Genomic DNA, 18,951 nt, shown 5'->3' with positions numbered 1-18,951 from the left:
AAAGCCTTCGGCGAGCGCATCATGGCAAGAGACCCCGACCGCCAGACCGCCGAAATCCACATCCGCATCGCCCTTATGAACCGCTTCAACGCCCTCGGCACCGCCGAGACCGTCCGTGTGGCATGACGTCAGTGGGCTAAGGGGCTGTCACCCCTCAAGCGCGAGTTGCGCAACAACGCCCATCCGTGCCAAGCGCAGCAACGCCTTCGCCATCTGAGCAACGCGAAGGTCCGCTATCGGGAAGTATTTTGCGGCTGCAGCGGAACCTTCGCTGCGCCTGGTTCGAATGTCTATAATGGGTTGGCTGCGGCCCACTGCGGCGATCACCGATGCGGTTTTGGGCGGATGACCTCGTGCTGCGCTGCCGCAACGCGGCTCCGAACCCAAACTAACCTCGCTGCCTATGGACAGCTTCGCACTTGCGGCACGGACGGGCTCGACGTGACCGGCCCAAAGCCGACGTCTAATCCAGTCGCTGCGAATGGCAGATCTGCCGACATGAATGATGTCTGTGATAGCCTACTGGTGGGTCGAGCGTTCTGTCGCCCGACCCTTGTTTGAGGATCAGACCTCGACCACCACCTTGCCGATCGCCTGACCGCTATGCAGCCGGGCGTAGGCATCGCCGACTTGTGCCAGTGTGAAGGATGGCGCGTCCAACAGCGGCTTCACGGCGCCGTCGTCCACCAGCTTCGCGAGGTCCGCGAGGATCTGCCCGTGCACCTCGCGCCGGACGTCGTGCAGCATTGGCAGCAGCATGAAGACGATGTGAAGCGACAGGCCCTTGAAGTGGGCGGGGGCGAGGTCGATCTCCGAAAGGGCAACCGTTGTAACCACATGGGCGTTCAGTGCCGCAGCGGCGAACGAATTCGTCAGATTGGCGCCGCCGACCGTGTCGAAGACCGCGTCGAAGCCGCCCCCGCCTGTGTGGCTTTCCACGTAGGCATCGATTTCCTCGGACTTGAAGTCGATGGATCGGGCCCCGTAGCCTTCAATCACCGACATCTGCCCGGCGCCAGTGCCTGTCGAGGAAACCTCTGCACCGAGGTGACGGGCCAGCTGCACGGCGACATGACCGACACCCCCGGCGCCGCCTTGAACCAGCACCTTCTGCCCAGAGGAGACGCCAGCTCGCTTCAGCCCCTCCCATGCCGTAATACCCACCAGCGGCAGGGCGGCCGCCTCCCTCATAGAGAGCGACTTGGGTTTGTGCGCGATGAGCCGTGCGTCGGCAGGAATGAACTCGGCCAGCGCGCCCTGGAGGTTGGCGAGGCCGCCGGCGCAGCCGTAGACCTCGTCGCCAACGGCATAGCCGGTCACGCCCGCGCCGACTTCCTCGACAATGCCTGCGAAGTCCATGCCCAGCACGGCGGGCAGTTCGGGCGACAGGGGCAGGTCGGAGCCCATGTCCTTGATCATCGTGTCAATGGTGTTGACGCTCGTCGCCTTGACGCGGACGAGCACCTGGCCGGGGCCGGCCACGGGACGCGGCTGCTCGGCTTCGGTGAAGGACGTTTCAGGCCCGTAGGCGGTCAGGGTCATGGCTTTCATTCGGTCTCTCCTGGGTTTTGCGTTGGCATGGAGATACAGGACCGTGCTTTCCGATATAACCGACCATAAATCGAGTTCAGTTTCCAGGTTTCAGATATAATGAAGCCCGGCCACGTGGTCTGGCTCAGCTCGACCCCAAACTGTCTCAAACTGTCTCACCGTGGGACAGTTAAGCCCTCTCAGTGCCACCGCCGACAGGTCGAGGTTGTCCAGACTGCCGGCCCGGTGAACCCTCTCCTCAGCGGTCAAGGCGGCAGTCCCGCCACGCATGACAGGGAGGAATACATGGCACCGACACGCGACGAACAGCACTGGATGTATCGCAACATGGTTACGAGCCGCCGGTTCGAGGAGACCATCGCGAAGATCTACTTCGAAGGAAAAACGCCCGCGTTCAACATGGCCAACGGGCCGATCCCGGGCGAGATGCACCTGTCCGACGGGCAGGAGCCGGTGGCGGTGGGGGTCTGCGCGCACCTGACTCCTGAGGATGTGGTCACGGCCACCCACCGCCCCCACCATCAGGCCATCGCCAAGGGCGTCGACCTGGACAAGATGGCGGCCGAGATCTTCGGCAAGGCCACGGGGCTCTCCGGCGGGCGCGGTGGGCACATGCACCTGTTCGATGCGGATGTGAACTTCGCCTGTTCCGGCATCATCGCCCAAGGCATGGGGCCGGCGGTGGGGGCCGCGCTAAGCCGCAAGATGCAGGGCAAGCCGGGCGTCGCGGTGGCCTTCGTCGGCGAGGGCGCGGTGAACCAGGGCGGCTGGCACGAGGCGATGAACCTCGCCGCCGTCTGGAACCTGCCCTTCGTCTGTGTGATCGAGGACAACGCCTGGGGCATCTCGGTCGCCAAGTCCGCTGCGACCGCCGTGCCCACGAACGACGTGCGCGCGGCGGCCTACGGCATCCCCGGCGAGCGGGTGGAGGGCAACGATCCCTTCGCGATCTACGAGGCCGCGGGCCGGGCCATTGCGCGGGCCAGGGCCGGAGAAGGACCATCCTTGATCGAGGTGGAGACCTACCGGCTCGCCGGACACTTCATGGGCGACGCGGAAGGCTACCGCCCCGAGGGCGAGAAGGACGGGCTCTTTGAGAAGGACCCAATCCCTGCCATGCGCGCCCGCCTGTTGAAGGACGGAGCCGCGAGCGAGGAGCAACTCGCTACCATCGAGACTGAGGCCGAGGCCCGTGTCGAGGAAGCGATCAAGTTTGCCCGCGAGAGCGTGGACCCGGCCCCAGAAGACGCGCTCACCCGTGTATTCGCAGCCTGAAGGGAGGAGAGAAAATGACCAAATCCAACGAGAGAAAACTGACCATCGCACGCGCCATGGCCGAGGCCACCGCGCAAGAGATGCGCATCGACCCGAGTGTCTTCGTCATGGGCGAGGACATCGCCGCCCTCGGCGGCGTCTATGGCAACACCCGCGGGCTGCTGGACGAGTTCGGCCCCGAGCGCATTCGCGACACACCGATCTCCGAGACTGCCTTCATCGGTGCCGCCGTCGGGGCCGCGCAGGACGGAATGCGCCCCCTGGTGGAACTGATGTTCGTCGACTTCTTCGGCGTCTGCTTCGATGCGATCTACAACCTGATGGCCAAGAACATCTACTTCTCCGGCGGCAACTTGAAGGTGCCAATGGTGCTGATGACCTCCACGGGAGGCGGCTATTCGGACGGCGGCCAGCATTCGCAATGCCTCTATGGCACCTTCGCACATCTGCCGGGAATGAAGGTCGTCGCGCCCTCGAATGCCTATGACGCCAAGGGCCTGATGACCGCCGCCATGCGCGACGACGGCCCCGTGGTTTACATGTATCACAAGGGCTTGCAGGGCATGGGCTGGCTCGGCACCGAGGCCGGGGCAACCGTTCATGTGCCCGAGGAAAGCTACACGGTCGAGATCGGCAAGGCCAAGGTGGTGCGCGAGGGCCGCGAAGTCTCGATCGTCAGCGTCGGCATGGGGGTGCACAACGCGCTCAAGGCCGCGAAAAAGCTCGAGGAAAAGGGCGTCAGCGCCGAGGTCGTGGACCTCGTCAGCCTCGTGCCACTGGACCGCGAGACCATCCGGGCGAGCGTTGCCAAGACCGGACGTCTGATCGTGGTGGATGAGGATTACCACAGCTACGGCCTCTCCGGCGAGGTCATCGCCAGCGTGACCGAACACGACATCTCGGTCCTGAAAGCCGCGCCCAAGCGGGTCGCCTTCCCCGATGTGCCGATCCCCTATGCCCGGGTGATGGAGCAGTTCTGCCTGCCCAACCCCGACAAGATTGTCGCCGCTTGGGAGGAGATGGGCACGCTTCAGCCCGTCTGAGCCCTCCGGCATTCACCGCATACCGTGGGGCAGGCTCCGCCTGTCCCGACCTGAAAAGGACTTTTCACATGGCAATTGACATCACCATCCCAACCGATCTCTGGGAGGAAGACGAAGAATGCGTCATCACCGGCTGGCTTGTCGATGACGGCGCCTGGGTCGAGGAAGGCGCGCTCGTGGCGGAGATCATGACCGCCAAGGTGCAATACGAGGTGCACGCCCCGGCCTCGGGCACCGTCAGGATCGCTCAGGAGGCCGATGCCGTCGTCGCCAAGGGCGCGGTCATCGGGCGCATCGAATGACCAGCGCGGCAAAAATCGTTCCCCTCAAGGGCGTGCGCGGGATGATCGCGGACGCGATGGTCAAGAGCCTCACGACCGGCGCACAATTGACCCACCACGGCAATGCGGATGCGACGGCCCTGATGGCGGAAAAGGCCCGGTTGAGCGAGGCAGGGACCAAGGTGTCTGTCGAGGACCTCTTGATGTTGGCCGTCGTGCGAGCTTTGGAAAAGAACCCTGAAGCCAATGGCCGGGTCGAGGGACGCGAGGTGCATCTGTCTGATGCGGTCGATCTGTCTGTCGCCATCGCGCTGCCCGGCAACCTGCTGGTGGCCCCCGCGATCTTCGGCGCCAATGCGATGGACGTCAGCGCGCTGCGCGCGGCCCGGCAGGACCTTGCCGCTCGCGCCAGAACAAACAAGCTCAGCGTGACCGAGATGACCGGCGGCACATTCACCGTGTCCAACCTTGGCCTTACCCGCGTGGAACACTTCACTCCGATCATCAATGCCCCCCAGATCTGCATCCTTGGCATCGGTCGTATGACCGACCGGGCCGTCCGCGCCCCGGACGGCGGGATCGAACTGCGTCCATATGTCGGCCTGTCGCTGACCTTCGATCACCGCGCTTTGGACGGTGCGCCTGCGGGTGATCTGTTGACGTCGATCTGCGACGAGATCGAAGGGATGCAGGCGTGAGCGCTGGGTTGTGCATTGTGCCAGGAGTCTCCGAAGGCCTGTTGCTGGAGGCGGAGGCTTTCGGCGAGTCCGGCCCTCAAGTTCGGCTCTGGACGGCGGAGACCCCGGCTTTGGTCTGCCCCGCCGCCTTCTGCCGCAAGCCCGGGTTCGAGGCCGCAGCGCGGAACAGCGCTGCGCGCGGCTGGCCGCTCTCCCTGCGCCCTACTGGCGGAGGCGTCGTGCCGCAGGGGCCCGGGGTTCTAAACGTCGCGCTGGCCTTCACCGCCGGCCGCGACTTCGGCATCGAGGCGGGCTATCGGCTCATCACCGATGTTATCCGCGCGGCGCTCGGGCCGGTCGGGCCCCGCCTCGTCACCGGCCCCACGCAGGACAGCTTCTGTGATGGGTGTTGGAACCTCTCCGTCTCAGGGCAAAAGTTTGTCGGAACCGCGCAGCGTATTCGCCCGGCGGGGGGCGGCGCGCGCCGCGTTCTCGCTCATGCGCTGATCCTCTTGGACGGCGACGTCGCCCCGGGCGTCGAGGCGGTCAACGGCCTGCACGCAGAGGTCGGCCTGCCGCCGGTGGTGGGCCGGTCCCATACGACTCTCGCGGCTTTCATGGGCCCCGATGCGCCCGACCCATCGCAACTCGCCCGAGACCTCGCGGCCTACGCCTTGGACGCGCTGGCCCCGACACCCGCAGTCGTCGCCGCCTAAGACACCACCGCTCGCAGGAGAGCGACTTACCGAAAGGGAAAGCATTCATGTCCCACGAGACCATCTTTATCCATCTCAAGGTCGGCGTTCCTGCCGCCAATGCCCAATCCTTCGAGGCGCTTATGGCCGAACTGGTCGAGCGAAGTGAAGGCGAGCCGGGGACCCTGGTCTACGAGTGGTATCAGACCGAAGACGGTTCTTGGCACATCCTCGAGCGCTACGCCGATGCGAAGCATGGCGATACCCATGTCAGGGGCTTTGCCGAGAACTACGCCAACCGCTTTTTCGAACTCTGCAACAGCTGCGATGCCACAGTCTCAGACAATGCGACGCCCTATATCCGGGGCGTGCTGGAGGGACTCTCGCCGCTCTATATCTCGCGAAAGGGCGGGTTCAACCGGTTCTGAGCTTCAGGAGGGCCGCGTCAGCCCGTGCAGCTTGATCTTGCGGTTGATGGTGGCGCGGCTCACCCCGAGGCGCCGTGCAGCCTCGGAGACATTCCAGCGGCTGGAGGTTAGCGCGTCTCGGATCATCGTGGCCTCGTCGTAGGAAAGCCACGGCAACTGCGCAGCCGGAGCGGCCGTCAAAGCGGCATCCCTGGCGATGGAGGTCGGGCGCAGGTCGACGGGGGTGAGGCAATCTCCGGCCGCTGTCATCAGAGCACGTTCCAGCGCGGTCCTCAGTTCGCGCAGGTTGCCGGGGAAGGGATGGGCGCGGATTAGGGCTGCGGCCTCCGCGCTGAGGTCAATCCGCCGCCCGGCGAGCTTGGTCGCGAGAACCTGGGCCAGAACCTCGGGCTGCTCGCGCGCACGCAGCGGCGGCAAGGAGATCCGCGCGCCGGCGAGCAGGTAGTAGAGGTCATCGCGGAAACGCCCCTCCGCCACAGCATCCAGCAACGGCTGGCGGCTGAGGCCGACGACCCGCAAGCGCGGCGCGCCCTCGGACCTCTCGGCTTCCAGCTCGTCGAGGAACCGGCGCAGCTCGGCTTGCGCCTCGGACGGCATCTCGGAGAGGTTGTCGAGTAGCACGGTCACCGCCCCCTCCGACGTGTCCGAGAGAAGCGACAAGACCCGCGCTTGCGACAGGATGGGCCGCAGGACGTCCTGATCCTCTGGCGTGCTGCCCATGGTGGCGCAATCGGCTTTGAGCACCGGCGCGGCCCCCGTCAACGCCGCGAGCAGGGCCGACTTGCCGGTGCCGGTTTCGCCTTCGACGAGGAATGGCGTGCCGGCGCGAAAGAGCATCCCTGCCTCGGCGCACCGGGCCGCCATGATTTTGCAGCCCGTCGCCAGGTCGCGCAGCGAGGGGGGCAATCGACGGCGCGGCGCGGCGAGCGGCCGGGCGGCGTGCGCGCGCGGCGAGGCCTCTTCGGGCAGGCGGGCCGAGACGGTCATCGTGGCACCGCGCGCCATAGGCATCGAAAGGACCCGTTCGGGCACCCGCGCCAGAGCCTCGCTCTCCATGTCGAAGACAGCCTGAAATGGCTGGCCCTTCAGCGGCCCAGATGCCCGTCCAGCCATCATACGCTCCACCGCCGAGGTCGCGCCGAGTATGATGCCCGCCGCGTCGACCGCGATCAGCCCGCCCCCCGACAAGGGCTGACCTCCCGCCCCAGAGGACAGCGTGATCAGCATGCTCTCGGCGAATTGCTGCTCGAAGAGCCGCCGCTGGATGCGTTCTGCCGCCGTCTCGAGGAATTGGCGGGCGAATTGGTGCTCGGCCGCGTTGCCGCGGTCGAAGGTGACGAGGCTGACCGAGCCCACCAGCGCTCCCTTGGCATCGAGGATCGGGGCGCCTGTGCAGGCAAAGGGTTTGAGCCGGGCATAGAAGTGATCGGCGCCGCCCACGGTCACGGCGCGTCCCGCCCGCAGGGCCATTGAGACGCCATTGGTCCCGGCCACCCGCTCGTCCCAGCAAGAACCCAGCGCGATGCCGTTCCAATCCTCGGCGCCCATGCCCATGCCGGCCGTCTCCAGCCGCACCAAAACACCCTCGGCATCCGTCACGACGAGGCAACGCTTGCCGTCGCTGGTGACTGAGGCGAGCTGGCGAAAGAAACCCTGCCGGCCGCCGGTGCGCTCGGTGATCCGCTCCAACCGCGGCGCGATCTCGGAGGCTTGCAGGCGCAGGATCGGCCGCGCGGCATCGCGGGCGAGCCTATGCTGCCCCTCGCATCGTGCCCATGAGGCGGCGATCTCCTCGCGTATGAGAGCGTCTTGGCCGGGTCCGATCATTTCTCCTCCCTCCCGCAGCATAGGCCGGGCCTGCCGAATTCTCCGAATCCTATCTTCAGGCCTGGTCCGCCGGTTCCGCCGGTTCCGCCAATTCGCGGATCGCGGCCATCACTTCGGACACATGGTCCGGGTTGGCGGCCGCCTGGTGGGGCGATGCAATGCGCCCGGCGTCATTGTCGAAGTAACGGCCAGAGGCGGCGGCGAAGTCATCGGAAAGCGCAGCGCGGCGCAGTATGTCCGCGCCGATCGACAGGTCGTTGCCCGAAACGCCGAAGCCCTCCTTGACCATCTTCGACGCCAGCAGGGAGCCGGGGTTGACCGCAACGAAGACCGGCCCCTCGGGGTGGGTGTGGGCCAGCTCCTGCGTCCAGATCGTGATCGCCAGCTTGCTTTGCGCATAGGCCTCCATGTCGCCGAGACTGCGTTCGCCGCGCAGGGCGGCAATGTCCACCGGGGCCTGCGCCGCGGAAGACAGGTTCACGACGCGGCCGTCCTTCGGGAGGATCGGCAGCAGGTGCTGGGTCAGGACCCAAGGAGCCAGCGTATTGACGACAAAGCGCAGGTCGAGACCCGTCTGCGTGCGGGCCTGCGGCGCCTTCAGCACGCCGGCGTTGTTTATCAGCACGTCGAGCCGCTCATGCCGCGCGCGGATCTCCTGCGCCAGGGAAGCTACCTCATCGAGATCGGAAAGGTCAGCGCGGTAGGTTTCCGGGCTGCCGCCAACCTCTTGAGCGGCGGCTTCCAGTTTCTCATCGCTGCGCCCGTGAAGCAGAACAGTATGCCCGTCGGCCGCGAGGGTCTTGGCCGTCAGAAGGCCGATGCCGTCCGTGGCTCCGGTGATCAGGATCGTCTTAGTCATATGGGCCTCCTCAGCCGTGGAAGTCCGGCAGGGTGTCATCCGCCAACCGTTTCATGGTGTCTTCGATCTCGGCCCCGTTGAACCGCAGGTTCAGGGCGACGTGGTTGATGCCAAGTCCGCGTATCTCCTCGAGGTAACACCGCAGGTAATCCGTGCCCGAGCGGAACCCAAGGTGGATCGGGCGGGGCGGCGCATCCTTCTGCGCCACAAGGTCGATGTAAAGCGACTGCATCACCGGCTTGTCTGGCAGGCCTGCCTCCGCGATCCGCTGACGGTAGGCGTCTACGACCCTGCCTTGCGAGGCCGCATCGCGCGGATAGGTCATCCAGCCGTCGCCGCTCCGCGCGACCCAGTCGGGCGCCTGCTGGCTGCCGCCGGTGATGAGCAGCGGCAGCCGCCCGTTGAAGGGCTTGGGCAACATGTCGATCCCGCCAGAGAGCACGCCATGGGCGGTCTCGACACGCGGGTAGCTCTCGGCCATTGCGCGGATGTAGTCCACGCTGTCGCGGAACCGCTCACCGCGATCCTCGAAGCTCATGCCCAGCGCCGGGTATTCGTCCGGCCGGTCGCCCGAGGCGACGCCGAGCAACAACCGCCCGCCCGATAGCACGTCGGCCGATGCCGCCGCCTTGGCCACATGAGCCGGATGGCGCAGGGGCAGCACGATGCTCGCCACCCCCAGCGCGATGTCGTGTGTCGAGGCCGCCAGCGCGCCGATATAGACGAAGGGGTCGAAAACCTGCCCAGCATCACCGAAAGAGGGCACGTTGAATGGCACATCCCGCAACCAGAGCGCAGAGAAGCCCAGGGCGTCAGCCAGGTGCGCGCGTGCGATATGGCGGGTCATATCAGGCACGGGATCGCTGCCATGCGCCTCCAGCGGGGCGACGAGACCGATACTCAGCCGCCCGGGCCGGAAGGTCGCGTTGTAGCCCCGATTGAGAGGCGCGAAAGCTGGGGATGTCTGGTCAAGCATGATGCGCTCCGAAATTCCGATCAGGCGAGGTCGTCCTTGCCCTCGACAAGCCAGTGGTAGCTGGTCGATCCGGCATGACGGTTGGCAAGATGATCAGCATATTCCGGATCGTTGATGAAAGCCTTGGCCGCATCGGCAGAGGGCCATTCGATCAAAATGCGCAGCGCGGCGTCACGCCGGGGACCTTCCAGTTGTTCGTGGCTGGTCGTCCGCGCGATGTAACGGCCGCCATGCTGTTCGATCAGCCGATTGGCTGATGGCAGATAACCGGAGATCCACTCTTCGGTCCGGGGCGTAACTTCGAGAATTGAATAATGGGTCACAGGCTGTTCCTTTGAGAGAGGCATCAAGTGGCTGTAAATTATCCCTTGCGAACTGGCGATAAACCCTGTGATACCAGAGTTGTTCTTTCGGGTTCTGGATATAATCGCGGTGGATACGAACAATCTGCGCCTTTTTGTCATGGCGGCCGACCGGCTGAACATCTCGGCCGCGGGGCGCGAACTGTGCCTTGCGCCGGCGGTGGCCAGCGCCCGGCTCGCCAAGCTCGAGCAGGAGCTCGGGGTCGAGTTGCTGCGGCGCACCACGCGCAAGGTCTCCCTCTCGCTCGATGGTGCGGATTTCCTGCCCTACGCCCGTGAAATTCTCGCTCAGGCCGATGCTGCGCGCGCGGCGCTCGGCGGGACAGACGCCGGCCCCAAGGGCACTCTGCGCTTCGCCGCCCCGAGCAGCTTCGCACAGCTGCACATCATGCCGCTGCTGCCGGAGTTCCATGAGAAATACCCCGACCTTACCCTCGACCTGCGCCTGTCCGACACGCGCTTCGACGCGATCGAGGGCAGCTTTGACCTGGCCCTGCGCAGCGGCCCGCTGGCGGACAGCAGCCTGAAGGGCCGCAAGCTTGCCGACGACACCCGCATCCTCTGTGCCTCGCCGGCCTATCTCGACAAGCTCGGTATGCCGCGGACGCCAACACACCTGTCCGGCCACGAACTCATCGCCTGGGGCGATTTGGAGCCGCGTGAACTCGTGAACTTGCAGGGAGAGACGGCTCTACTGGAGCCGGCAAGCATGACCTGCCGGACGATCCTGGACGACGGCGACGCGCAACGCGAAGCGACGCTGGCGGGGGCCGGTCTGTCGATGAACTCCCTCTGGAACGTAGCTGGCGAGATCGCGAAGGGCCGTCTTGTCCGCGTCCTGCCGGAGTGGAAGATGAACGACCGATCGGTGCTGTGGCTAATCTATCCCCGCACGAACGTGCTGACCCCGAAGACCCGGGTGTTCATGGATTTCCTGATCGCGAAATTGGGTAATCGTTCAGAATGGAGCGAATGAGGAAACCAAGGCATCATCCCTCTCGGATTTGCTCATGCGCCATGCTGAGTAGCCACTCCATCACCAGAATTGCCGCCTCGGATGCGCCCTGACGAGGCAGGAGAGCATAGAAGTCCTGGCCACCCTCAAATTTAACTTGGATGACACGCACCAGGCGACCGGCATCAAGGTCACGCTGCACAAGGAAACGACTGGCCAAGGCGACACCCTGACCGGCCAAGGCCGCGTCGAGGCTCAGGGTTGTCTGGCTGAAGTGCAGGCCGCGCGGCGCTTTGGGGATCGCTCCGAAGGCGATCTCAAGGAACTGCGGCCAAAGATCATGCGCGTCATGTAGTAGGGTCAGCCGGGACAGCGCAGCTGCGTCGAGGGGGACGTCCGGTGCCACCAAATGCGGCGAGCACACCGCAATGATCTCCTGCGGGAACAGCAGCTCGGCGCGCATGCTTGCCCCGAACGGCGGGCGTCCCTGACGCACCGCGAGGTCGATACCGTCGGCGTGGAAGCTCATGACCCGCTCGGTCGCGGTGATCCGGAGGTCGATCCCCGGATGGGCCTCGGTGAATTCGGCGAGCCTCGGGATAAGCCATTTTGAGGCGAAGGTCGGGGTCACGCTGATCGTCACCCGCGAGGGCGTGTCCAGGAGCGCGCCAGTTGCGTCCATAAGCTGGGAGAACGCCCGGGAGACTGCGCCGTGGTAGCTTCGCCCCTCCTCCGTGAAACTGAGCCCCCGCGGCTCTCGCAGGAACAGGCGCAGGCCGAGATGTTCCTCCAGCCCACGCACCTGCTGTGCCACGGCGCCCTGCGTCACGCCCAGTTCGTCCGCCGCCGCGCGGAAGGACAGGTGCCTGCCGGCTGCCGAGAAAGCACGCAGACCGTTCAGGGACGGCAGATTGGCTTTGCTCGCCACGATAGTTCTCCTACACCCACGCAACAGCTGCGCTTGGCTGGTCGCAGGCGCCTTTGGCTCGTATCTAACTACGCATAGGCGAAATAGGCGCCACGGGAAAGACGCGGAGAACCAAGACATGGCGATAGAAAAAGTAGCTTTGATCACAGCGGGCGGCAGCGGCATGGGTGCCGGAGCAGCGCGGCGGCTGGCAGCCGATGGCTTCAAGGTCGGGGTGCTGTCCTCCTCAGGCAAGGGCGAGGCCTTGGGGCAAGAGCTTGGCGGCTTCGGGGTCACTGGCTCCAACCGCTCGATCGAGGACCTGACGCGACTGGTCGAGGGCGCGATGGACCGTTGGGGGCGGGTCGACGTATTGGTGAACTCGGCAGGGCACGGACCCAAGGGTGACATCCTCGAGATGACCGACGAGGACTGGCACGAGGGGCTCGACGTCTACCTGATGAATGTCATCCGCCCCACAAGGCTGGTCACGCCGATCATGGAAGCGCAGGGCGGCGGGGCGATCATCAATATTTCGACCTTCGCGGTGTTCGAACCCGATCCGCTGTTCCCGACTTCAGGTGTCTTCCGGGCCGGACTCGCCGGTTTCGCCAAGCTTTACGCCGATAAATACGCGGCACAGAACATCCGGATGAACAACGTGCTGCCCGGCTTCATCGACAGCCTGCCTGAGACCGAGGACCGGCGCGAACGCATTCCCATGGGCCGCTACGGGCGCGAGGAGGAGGTTTCCTCGCTGATTAGCTGGCTTGCCTCCGAGGGCGGCGGCTATGTCACCGGGCAGAACTGGCGGATCGACGGGGGGCTTACGCGTGGCGTCTGAGTTAGGCAGCCTCGCGGGCCGCAGCGGCACAGCCTTCGTCGTGAAATGGGTCGCCTCCGTCATCCAGGTCCTTGGCTATGCCGGCACTGCCTTCGGCTGGACGCCGTGGAACCTCTACCTCTTCGTGGTCGGGGTTCTCGGCTGGTTGATCGTCGGGGTGCTCTGGAACGACCGGGCGATCATGTTGATCCATTTTGTCGCCCTCGGCGCGATGCTTGCAGGAATGGCGCGAACCTGACGGAAGGCGAAGTCATGCCGCGCTATTCATCCTCAGTCCGTGCCCCAGCCGCTTCGCGCTGGTCACAGCAGTATCGCGATGCAGCGACCAAGCCTGCGTGAGACCCTCCAGGATCAACAACAGGTCGATTTCGCGGCCGGCGAGCCCGGTGGCTGCGGCGGCGCGGCGGGCCACCTCTGCCTTGTGCCGCGCCAGCAGCGCGCGCAGCCCTTCGCTGCCAGGGTCTGCGGCAACTGCTCCGTGGAACAGGCAGCCGTGCGAGGTCTCGGTCGCCATCCAAGCCCCCACTCGCTCGAATAACACGTCGAGCACCGCCTCCTGCGCCTTGGGAAGATCATTGAAGAGGTGCGAAAGGTAGCGCTCGTGGCGATGCTCCAGCGCTGCTAACACCATGTCCGCGCGCGAAGGCGTGTATTTGTATAGCGTGCGCAGGCTGACACCCGCTGCATCGCGCAGATCCTCAACACTGGGTTCTGCAAAGCCCCGGGCAGCAAAGGCCTGCTCCAACCCAGCAGCGATCTTGGTTTTGGTATCGGTCATGCTTGACGATGTAGAGTGATCCCTCTACCTCCGCAAGTAGAGTAATCATTCTACACGATGGAGCGACATGATGACCCTTCCTGATACGATGAAGGCGATGGTTCTGACCGGCCATGGCGGTCTCGACAAACTGGAGTGGCGAGAGGACGTGCACGTGCCGCGCCCCGCAGCGGGGGAGGTGCTGATCCGCGTGGGCGCCTCGGCGGTCAACAACACCGACGTGAACACCCGCACCGGCTGGTATTCCAAGGCGGTGCGCGGAGATACGAACTCCGCGGCGGCTACCGGCTATGACGGTGCCTCAGATGCCGACGGCGCATGGTCTGGCGCGCTGAGTTTCCCGCGCATTCAGGGCGCTGATTGCTGCGGCGAGATTGCCGCGGTCGGAGACGGGGTCGATCCCGCGCGCGTCGGCGAGCGGGTGCTGGTGCGCCCCATGCACCGGCCCACCGGCGGGGACGCGAACGCGCTCGTCACATTCGGCTCCGAGCGGGATGGCGGCTTTGCCGAGTTCTCCACTGTCGAGGAGGAACACGCATTCCGCATCGATAGCCCGCTTTCTGACGTGGAGCTGGCCTCCTTCCCCTGTGCCTTCTCGACGGCTGAGGGCATGATCCAGCGCGCAGGATTGGGCGCCGAGCGGGTGTTGATCACCGGCGCCTCGGGTGGCGTCGGCTCGGCGGCGGTGCAGCTCGCCAAGCGTCGGGGCGCGCATGTCACCGGGATGACCAGCCCGGCCAAGGTCACCGACCTGAAAGCGCTCGGTGCTGACGCCATTATCGGACGCGAGGACGCCGTGCCGGAGGAGGCTTTCGACGTCGTTCTCGACCTCGTCGGCGGGCCACGCTGGCCAGCGCTGCTCGAGGCGCTGGCGGTGCGTGGTCGCTATGTCACGTCAGGGGCCATTGCCGGTCCAATCGTGGAGCTGGACCTGCGCACGCTTTACCTCAAGGACCTGACACTGATCGGCAGCACTCGGCAGGACCCAGAGGTCTTCACCGACCTTGTGGGCTATATCGAGCGTGGGGAGATCCGACCGATTCTCGCAGAAAACTACGCGCTGCGCGACCTGCGCGACGCGCAGGAAGCGTTTCTCAAGAAGTTCCACATGGGCAAGATCGGGATCGAAATTGCAGGCTAACGCCTCACGTAGTGAAGTTCCCAAGGCGGGGTGAGGTCAGATCATGACGTTGCCCTGCTTCACGGGATTGACCTGGCGCCCCTCAGTCTTTCTCACCGTAATGCGCGAGGAACATGTCCACGCAATCGGCAATCACCGCCTCTGCGTCCAGATCGGCCTTTTCGCCCAGAAGGAACTCGGGCCACATCAGGAAATGCTTGATCATCGACAGAAGCTGCCCGGCGGCAAAGCCCGGCTCTGCCTGGCGCAGCGCGCCGGCCTGCATCGCCTCGGCGATCAGCGCCTGGATCGGGCCGTCCTGCATCACCGCCTTTGCAAAGAAGGCCTGCGCGAGATCCTGATCGCGCAACAGTTCTGACATTACCAGCCGGTTGAGGCCCATGTATTCCGGGCCCGAAAGGTGGCCTATGTAGTCCCGCGCTGCGGCGATCAGCTGTTCTCGCAGCGGCGCCTCAGGGTCGTAGCGTAGCTTCGGCGTGGCGGCGATCTGCTCGAGCAGGATGTCGGTGATGGCCTGGAACAGCACCTCCTTGCTCTCGAAATGCTTGTAGAGCGTGCGCTTCGAGACCTCGGCCAATTCGGCGATTCTGTTCACCCGCGCCGCCGGAAACCCCTGGTCTCGGAACTCCTGGATGGCCGCGTCCAGAATATCTTTCCGTTTCTTTTCAGTCAGTTTCATCGGATATACCCCGTTTGTCCGGCAAAGGTAAACACGGGGGTTTACTGAGTGCGTCCTTCTCTCTATGTAAACACCACAGTTTACAAACGCAAGCGCCGCGGCGCGAAAGGACATCACGATGAAATACAAGCAGCTTGGACATTCCGGTCTCCATGTTTCTGAACTGACGCTGGGCACCATGACCTTCGACAACGAAGACGGCAGCTATGCCGATCTGGTGGGTGCGACCGGTCAGGAGCTGGCAACCCGCATGGTCGATCTCGCCATCGAGGCGGGGGTCAACATCTTCGACACCGCCAATGTCTACAGCTCGGGCGTCTCGGAAGAGATGCTTGGCGTGGCGATGGGTGCGCGCCGTCAGGACAACCTCATCGCCACCAAGCTCTACAACACCATGACCACCGGGCCGAACGATCTGGGCACCAGCCGGCTGGCCATCATGCGTGAGGTGGAGGGCAGCCTGAAACGGCTGGGCACCGATTACATCGACCTCTACCAGGTGCATAATTTCGACGTCACCACGCCGCTGGAAGAGACGCTTCGTGCGCTCGACGACCTCGTGCGGCAGGGCAAGGTGCGCTACATCGGCCTGTCGAACTTTGCCGGCTGGCAGATTGCCAAGGCGGTCGGCGTGGCACGGCTTCTGGGCACCGAACGCTTTGTCTCGGCGCAGTCCTACTACAGCCTTGTCGGCCGCGAACTGGAGCGCGAGATCATTCCCGCCGTGCGCGACCTCGGTCTCGGCACCTTTATCTGGAGCCCGTTGGCCAGCGGTTTCCTGAGCGGCAAATACACCCGCGAGGCCGAAGGCTCCGGCCGCCGCGCCGCCTTTGACTTCCCGCCGGTTGCCAAGGAGCAGGGCTTCGACATCGTCGAGACGCTGGCGCAGATCGCCGAGGAAAAGGACGCCTCGGTGGCGCAGATCGCCCTGGCCTGGCTGCTGCACAAGCCCGGCGTCACCAGCGTCATCGTCGGCGCCCGCAAGGAGGCGCAGCTGGTCGACAACCTGAAAGCCGCAGCCATCAACTTGAGCGAAGCGGAGATGGCGCAGCTCGACGAGGTCAGCGTGCTCAAGCCCGAATACCCCGGCTACCTGCCGGTCTGGCGACGCGGTGACACGCTGTTCAGCCAGCTTCACGACTGACGCAAAGAAACGGCGCCCGGAACAGACCCGCCCCCCCTTCCATAGACGCATACCAAGGATCAGACAGATGACTGACACGAGTTTCGGACCCAAGGGCTGGACGCCCGCACGCCTCGGCAATCTTGCCGGCAAGACCTATGTCATCACCGGCGCCAATGCGGGCGCGGGCTTTCAGGCCGCACGCATCCTTCTGTCGAAGGGCGCAAAAGTGGTGATGCTGAACCGCAGTGCCGAGAAATCCGCCGCCGCCGTGAAAGAGTTGAAGCAGGAATTCGGCTCCAGCGCCGAGGTGAGCTTTGTCCGCATGGACCTGGCCGAGCAAGCCTCGGTCCGGGCCGCTGCCGAAGAGGTTTTGAAAATTGTTCCGCGCATTGACGCGCTGATCTGCAACGCCGCCATCGCCCAGGTGCCGACGCGCCAGCTGACCCCCGACGGCTTCGAGAGCCAGTTGGGCACGAACCACTACGGCCATTTCACGCTCTGCAGCATGCTGTTCGACCGGATCGAGCAGTCGAAGGGCCGGATCGTCGTCGTCGCCAGCCTCGGCTACAACATGGGGCTGAAGACCATCCGCTTCGACGACATGAACTGGGACGAGAGCTATGGCGCCAACACCGCCTATTCGCAGAGCAAGCTGGCGCAAATGATGTTTGCCTATGAGCTTCAGGACAGGCTGGCGGCGGCCGGGCGGACCGATGTCGAAGTCTTTGTCTGCCACCCCGGTTCCTCCGCGACCTCGCTGATCTCGACCAGCGGCAGCCGGACCATGCGCGTCATCTGGTGGCTGATGACCAAGACGCCGATGGTTCAGACCGCCGAGCAAGGGTCCTACCCCGAGGTGATGTGCGCCACCGAAGAGGCGCTGACCGAGCAGCGCGCGCTCTATGGCCCGACCGGCACCCGCGAGTTCGTCGGCCCGGTGGGCCGCGGCACGCTGAACGCGCATGCCTACGACAAAAAGGTCATGGTCCGGCTCTGGGAGCGGTCCGAGACGGACACCGGGTTCAGCTGGAGCCTGTGAGGTTCTCATAGTCCTGCCGAGGCAGAGTAAGCCGGGCCCAGGTTGATTGGCCCGTCGCACCGCCCCTCCGATCCCGGACACTGCAACTGACAAGGGCCAAAAACGTGGACATCGTGAAAACAGCAACTGACTGGACGAGAGCCGAAATGCTCTCCTCCTCCTTCTTCATCCTGTTTGGCCTTTCTTTCCTCTTGGCGAGCTTCGGCTTCTGGCAACTTGGCAGGACCGACATTGCGAGAGCCTATGTCGTCCCCATGCTGGTGGCGGGCACGCTGATCCTGATCCATCGGGCTCGGCCTGTTCTTTCCGAGCCAGGCACGGCTGACGAGCTTCCCGGCGGCCTACGCCACTGATGCCGTCGGCTTCATCGCGGAGGCGATCGCGCGTGCCGACAGGGTGCTGAACGAATACCGGATCGCGGTATTCAAGATTATCCCGCTGATCATCGCCGTCTACGCGCTGGCGATCCCCTACCTCGAGTCGCCCCTGTGGCGGGCGAGCCTGATCACGAACATTGTCATGATGGCGGTCATTTTGGTGATCGACATCAATGTCAACGCGCGGCCGAATGCCTATAGGGAGCAGCTCGTGCTGACAGAGAGGTCCATGCTGTTCCCGATGTGAAGCGGACGTTCGTTCCATGTGCAGCGAAAGGCTGCTCTCCGCCCCTCATGCCCTAGGCTCGGCTCAACGCTGCGCCAAGCACAAATGTCGTGGAAGGGCTGGCTGCCGACGGTCGCGACGAGCGGCGATGCGATTTGGCCTAGTGTCTTCATGCTGCGGTGCCGCAAGGCTGTCAATGAGCGTTCAAAACTGACCCGCTTTCAGCGTTTGATCTTGACCCGTCGTTCAGAGGGCAAAGCCCCCAGGCGGGCCGCCCTCATATAGCGAGTCCGTCTGGGGGCTTTGCTTGCGCGACGTTTATTTTTTCTGCGTCGCTTGCTCTGCGCGAACCGGTATGACGTGTTGCCTGTCTCGTTGATTGCGCAGTGATGGGTAACGCGATGTTCGATCGCGGCCTAGTTACTTTCGATGACGGCGGCCACCCACAGTTTTCGACGCAGCTGAGTGACGCAGCCTCTGCCGAATTGCGATGGCAGGCCCCAATTCGCCTGACAGACAAGCACCGTGCCCGCCTGGAATGGCACCGAAGCGAAGTTTTCGAAAAAGGCGCGGCGTTCGTCGGGTCTGTGACAATTGATTGATGGCTGCGTATTCCGGAACATCCGGCCATCCATACCGATCACATCCGGCCACCAGTGACGCGTTGCCATGAGGCAGCGTGTTTCGGGTATCAGGTTTGAGGCATTTCGTCATCCATTTTGGCGATGGTTTTCCGCACGGACGTACCCCAATGATTGCGCTTGCGGTTTTGTCATCGAGATTCCCTCCAAGTTCTCCAGCAGGTACTTGACCTCGGAACGGCCATGAAATAACCCGAACATGCAGAGCGGGCGTTGTGTAATGGTAAGACTCTTGCCTTCCAAGCAAGTTATGCTGGTATCATC

General features: G+C 64.4%; 23 protein-coding genes and 1 pseudogene. 15 read left to right on the top strand and 9 right to left on the bottom strand.

The window, feature by feature from the left end; genetic code table 11:
* Positions 1-126 (top strand): annotated as a pseudogene (locus FOY53_RS20120) (IS5/IS1182 family transposase); the annotation flags it as partial.
* Between the two features lie 438 nt (positions 127-564).
* Here the strand turns inward: FOY53_RS20120 and FOY53_RS20115 are convergent.
* Positions 565-1,551 carry a zinc-dependent alcohol dehydrogenase family protein gene (locus FOY53_RS20115; protein WP_146592101.1) on the bottom strand — a complete coding sequence of 329 codons (987 nt, stop codon included), beginning with the start codon at positions 1,549-1,551 and terminating at the stop codon, positions 565-567.
* 285 nt (positions 1,552-1,836) lie between these two features.
* Between FOY53_RS20115 and FOY53_RS20110 the strand changes: the two genes are divergently transcribed.
* The 6 genes from FOY53_RS20110 (at position 1,837) to FOY53_RS20085 (ending at position 5,950) form a co-directional block, all read left to right on the top strand.
* Complete coding sequence (locus FOY53_RS20110) at positions 1,837-2,826, top strand: thiamine pyrophosphate-dependent dehydrogenase E1 component subunit alpha (RefSeq protein ID WP_246107490.1); 990 nt, start codon at positions 1,837-1,839, stop codon at positions 2,824-2,826.
* A gap of 14 nt (positions 2,827-2,840) precedes the next feature.
* Complete coding sequence (locus FOY53_RS20105) at positions 2,841-3,869, top strand: alpha-ketoacid dehydrogenase subunit beta (RefSeq protein WP_146592100.1); 1,029 nt, start codon at positions 2,841-2,843, stop codon at positions 3,867-3,869.
* A gap of 68 nt (positions 3,870-3,937) precedes the next feature.
* Positions 3,938-4,171 carry a biotin/lipoyl-containing protein gene (locus tag FOY53_RS20100; RefSeq protein WP_146592099.1) on the top strand — a complete coding sequence of 78 codons (234 nt, stop codon included), beginning with the start codon at positions 3,938-3,940 and terminating at the stop codon, positions 4,169-4,171.
* A complete protein-coding gene (locus FOY53_RS20095) occupies positions 4,168-4,848 on the top strand; it encodes a 2-oxo acid dehydrogenase subunit E2 (RefSeq protein ID WP_146592098.1) in 681 nt (226 codons plus the stop codon). The genes FOY53_RS20100 and FOY53_RS20095 overlap by 4 nt, the downstream gene beginning before the upstream one ends.
* A 41-nt stretch (positions 4,849-4,889) precedes the next feature.
* Complete coding sequence (locus FOY53_RS20090; protein ID WP_146592097.1) at positions 4,890-5,543, top strand: lipoyl protein ligase domain-containing protein; 654 nt, start codon at positions 4,890-4,892, stop codon at positions 5,541-5,543.
* Between the two features lie 47 nt (positions 5,544-5,590).
* A complete protein-coding gene (locus FOY53_RS20085; RefSeq protein ID WP_146592096.1) occupies positions 5,591-5,950 on the top strand; it encodes a putative quinol monooxygenase in 360 nt (119 codons plus the stop codon).
* 3 nt (positions 5,951-5,953) lie between these two features.
* On the opposite strand, the gene FOY53_RS20080 is transcribed toward FOY53_RS20085, so the two are convergent.
* Genes FOY53_RS20080 through FOY53_RS20065 form a run of 4 tightly spaced genes read right to left on the bottom strand, consistent with a single transcriptional unit; the run spans position 5,954 to position 9,935 of the window.
* On the bottom strand, positions 5,954-7,777 hold the full coding sequence (locus FOY53_RS20080; RefSeq protein ID WP_186766686.1) for a sigma-54-dependent Fis family transcriptional regulator: 1,824 nt from the start codon (positions 7,775-7,777) through the stop codon (positions 5,954-5,956).
* A 55-nt stretch (positions 7,778-7,832) separates the two neighbouring features.
* The gene (locus FOY53_RS20075; RefSeq protein ID WP_146592094.1) at positions 7,833-8,636 is read right to left on the bottom strand and encodes an SDR family NAD(P)-dependent oxidoreductase; all 804 of its coding nucleotides are present in this window, start codon (positions 8,634-8,636) and stop codon (positions 7,833-7,835) included.
* Between the two features lie 10 nt (positions 8,637-8,646).
* Positions 8,647-9,612, bottom strand: coding sequence for an LLM class oxidoreductase (locus FOY53_RS20070; RefSeq protein WP_146592093.1), 966 nt, complete (start codon positions 9,610-9,612; stop codon positions 8,647-8,649).
* A 20-nt stretch (positions 9,613-9,632) separates the two neighbouring features.
* Entirely contained in the window at positions 9,633-9,935 is a 303-nt protein-coding gene (locus FOY53_RS20065) for a DUF1330 domain-containing protein (RefSeq protein ID WP_186766685.1), read from the bottom strand.
* 109 nt (positions 9,936-10,044) lie between these two features.
* Here FOY53_RS20065 and FOY53_RS20060 point away from each other — a divergent pair, with 109 nt between their 5' ends.
* Entirely contained in the window at positions 10,045-10,950 is a 906-nt protein-coding gene (locus FOY53_RS20060; RefSeq protein WP_146592104.1) for a LysR family transcriptional regulator, read from the top strand.
* Positions 10,951-10,963: 13 nt separating this feature from the next.
* Here the strand turns inward: FOY53_RS20060 and FOY53_RS20055 are convergent, their stop codons facing one another.
* Positions 10,964-11,857: a LysR substrate-binding domain-containing protein gene (locus FOY53_RS20055; protein WP_146592091.1), complete on the bottom strand. Its 894-nt coding sequence runs from the start codon at positions 11,855-11,857 to the stop codon at positions 10,964-10,966.
* Positions 11,858-11,975: 118 nt separating this feature from the next.
* Between FOY53_RS20055 and FOY53_RS20050 the strand changes: the two genes are divergently transcribed.
* Complete coding sequence (locus FOY53_RS20050; RefSeq protein ID WP_146592090.1) at positions 11,976-12,680, top strand: SDR family oxidoreductase; 705 nt, start codon at positions 11,976-11,978, stop codon at positions 12,678-12,680.
* Positions 12,670-12,918, top strand: a complete 249-nt coding sequence (locus FOY53_RS20045) for a DUF6552 family protein (RefSeq protein ID WP_146592089.1) — start codon at positions 12,670-12,672, stop codon at positions 12,916-12,918. Before FOY53_RS20050 ends, FOY53_RS20045 begins: the two co-directional genes overlap by 11 nt.
* Before the next feature lie 12 nt (positions 12,919-12,930).
* Here FOY53_RS20045 and FOY53_RS20040 read toward each other — a convergent pair whose 3' ends face one another.
* The gene (locus FOY53_RS20040; RefSeq protein ID WP_146592088.1) at positions 12,931-13,458 is read right to left on the bottom strand and encodes a TetR/AcrR family transcriptional regulator; all 528 of its coding nucleotides are present in this window, start codon (positions 13,456-13,458) and stop codon (positions 12,931-12,933) included.
* Between the two features lie 70 nt (positions 13,459-13,528).
* On the opposite strand from FOY53_RS20040, the gene FOY53_RS20035 reads away from it, so the two are divergent.
* Positions 13,529-14,599 (top strand): alcohol dehydrogenase family protein, encoded by a 1,071-nt coding sequence (locus tag FOY53_RS20035; protein WP_146592087.1) that lies wholly within the window; start codon positions 13,529-13,531, stop codon positions 14,597-14,599.
* 82 nt (positions 14,600-14,681) lie between these two features.
* Here the strand turns inward: FOY53_RS20035 and FOY53_RS20030 are convergent, their stop codons facing one another.
* Positions 14,682-15,278, bottom strand: a complete 597-nt coding sequence (locus FOY53_RS20030; RefSeq protein ID WP_186766684.1) for a TetR/AcrR family transcriptional regulator — start codon at positions 15,276-15,278, stop codon at positions 14,682-14,684.
* 118 nt (positions 15,279-15,396) lie between these two features.
* Here FOY53_RS20030 and FOY53_RS20025 point away from each other — a divergent pair, with 118 nt between their 5' ends.
* The 4 genes from FOY53_RS20025 (at position 15,397) to FOY53_RS23480 (ending at position 18,067) form a co-directional block, all read left to right on the top strand.
* A complete protein-coding gene (locus FOY53_RS20025; protein ID WP_146592085.1) occupies positions 15,397-16,422 on the top strand; it encodes an aldo/keto reductase in 1,026 nt (341 codons plus the stop codon).
* A 67-nt stretch (positions 16,423-16,489) separates the two neighbouring features.
* Positions 16,490-17,443 (top strand): SDR family oxidoreductase, encoded by a 954-nt coding sequence (locus FOY53_RS20020; RefSeq protein WP_146592084.1) that lies wholly within the window; start codon positions 16,490-16,492, stop codon positions 17,441-17,443.
* 104 nt (positions 17,444-17,547) lie between these two features.
* Complete coding sequence (locus FOY53_RS23485; protein ID WP_222435302.1) at positions 17,548-17,796, top strand: hypothetical protein; 249 nt, start codon at positions 17,548-17,550, stop codon at positions 17,794-17,796.
* A 43-nt stretch (positions 17,797-17,839) separates the two neighbouring features.
* The gene (locus FOY53_RS23480) at positions 17,840-18,067 is read left to right on the top strand and encodes a hypothetical protein (RefSeq protein WP_222435301.1); all 228 of its coding nucleotides are present in this window, start codon (positions 17,840-17,842) and stop codon (positions 18,065-18,067) included.
* Between the two features lie 395 nt (positions 18,068-18,462).
* Here FOY53_RS23480 and FOY53_RS23475 read toward each other — a convergent pair whose 3' ends face one another.
* Complete coding sequence (locus tag FOY53_RS23475) at positions 18,463-18,717, bottom strand: hypothetical protein (RefSeq protein WP_146592083.1); 255 nt, start codon at positions 18,715-18,717, stop codon at positions 18,463-18,465.
* Positions 18,718-18,951: the final 234 nt, after the last annotated feature.

Source organism: Puniceibacterium confluentis (assembly GCF_007923445.1).
Classification (GTDB): domain Bacteria; phylum Pseudomonadota; class Alphaproteobacteria; order Rhodobacterales; family Rhodobacteraceae; genus Puniceibacterium; species Puniceibacterium confluentis.
Note: the sequence above shows the minus strand (reverse complement) of the source record. Positions and strands in the feature narration are given on the sequence as shown.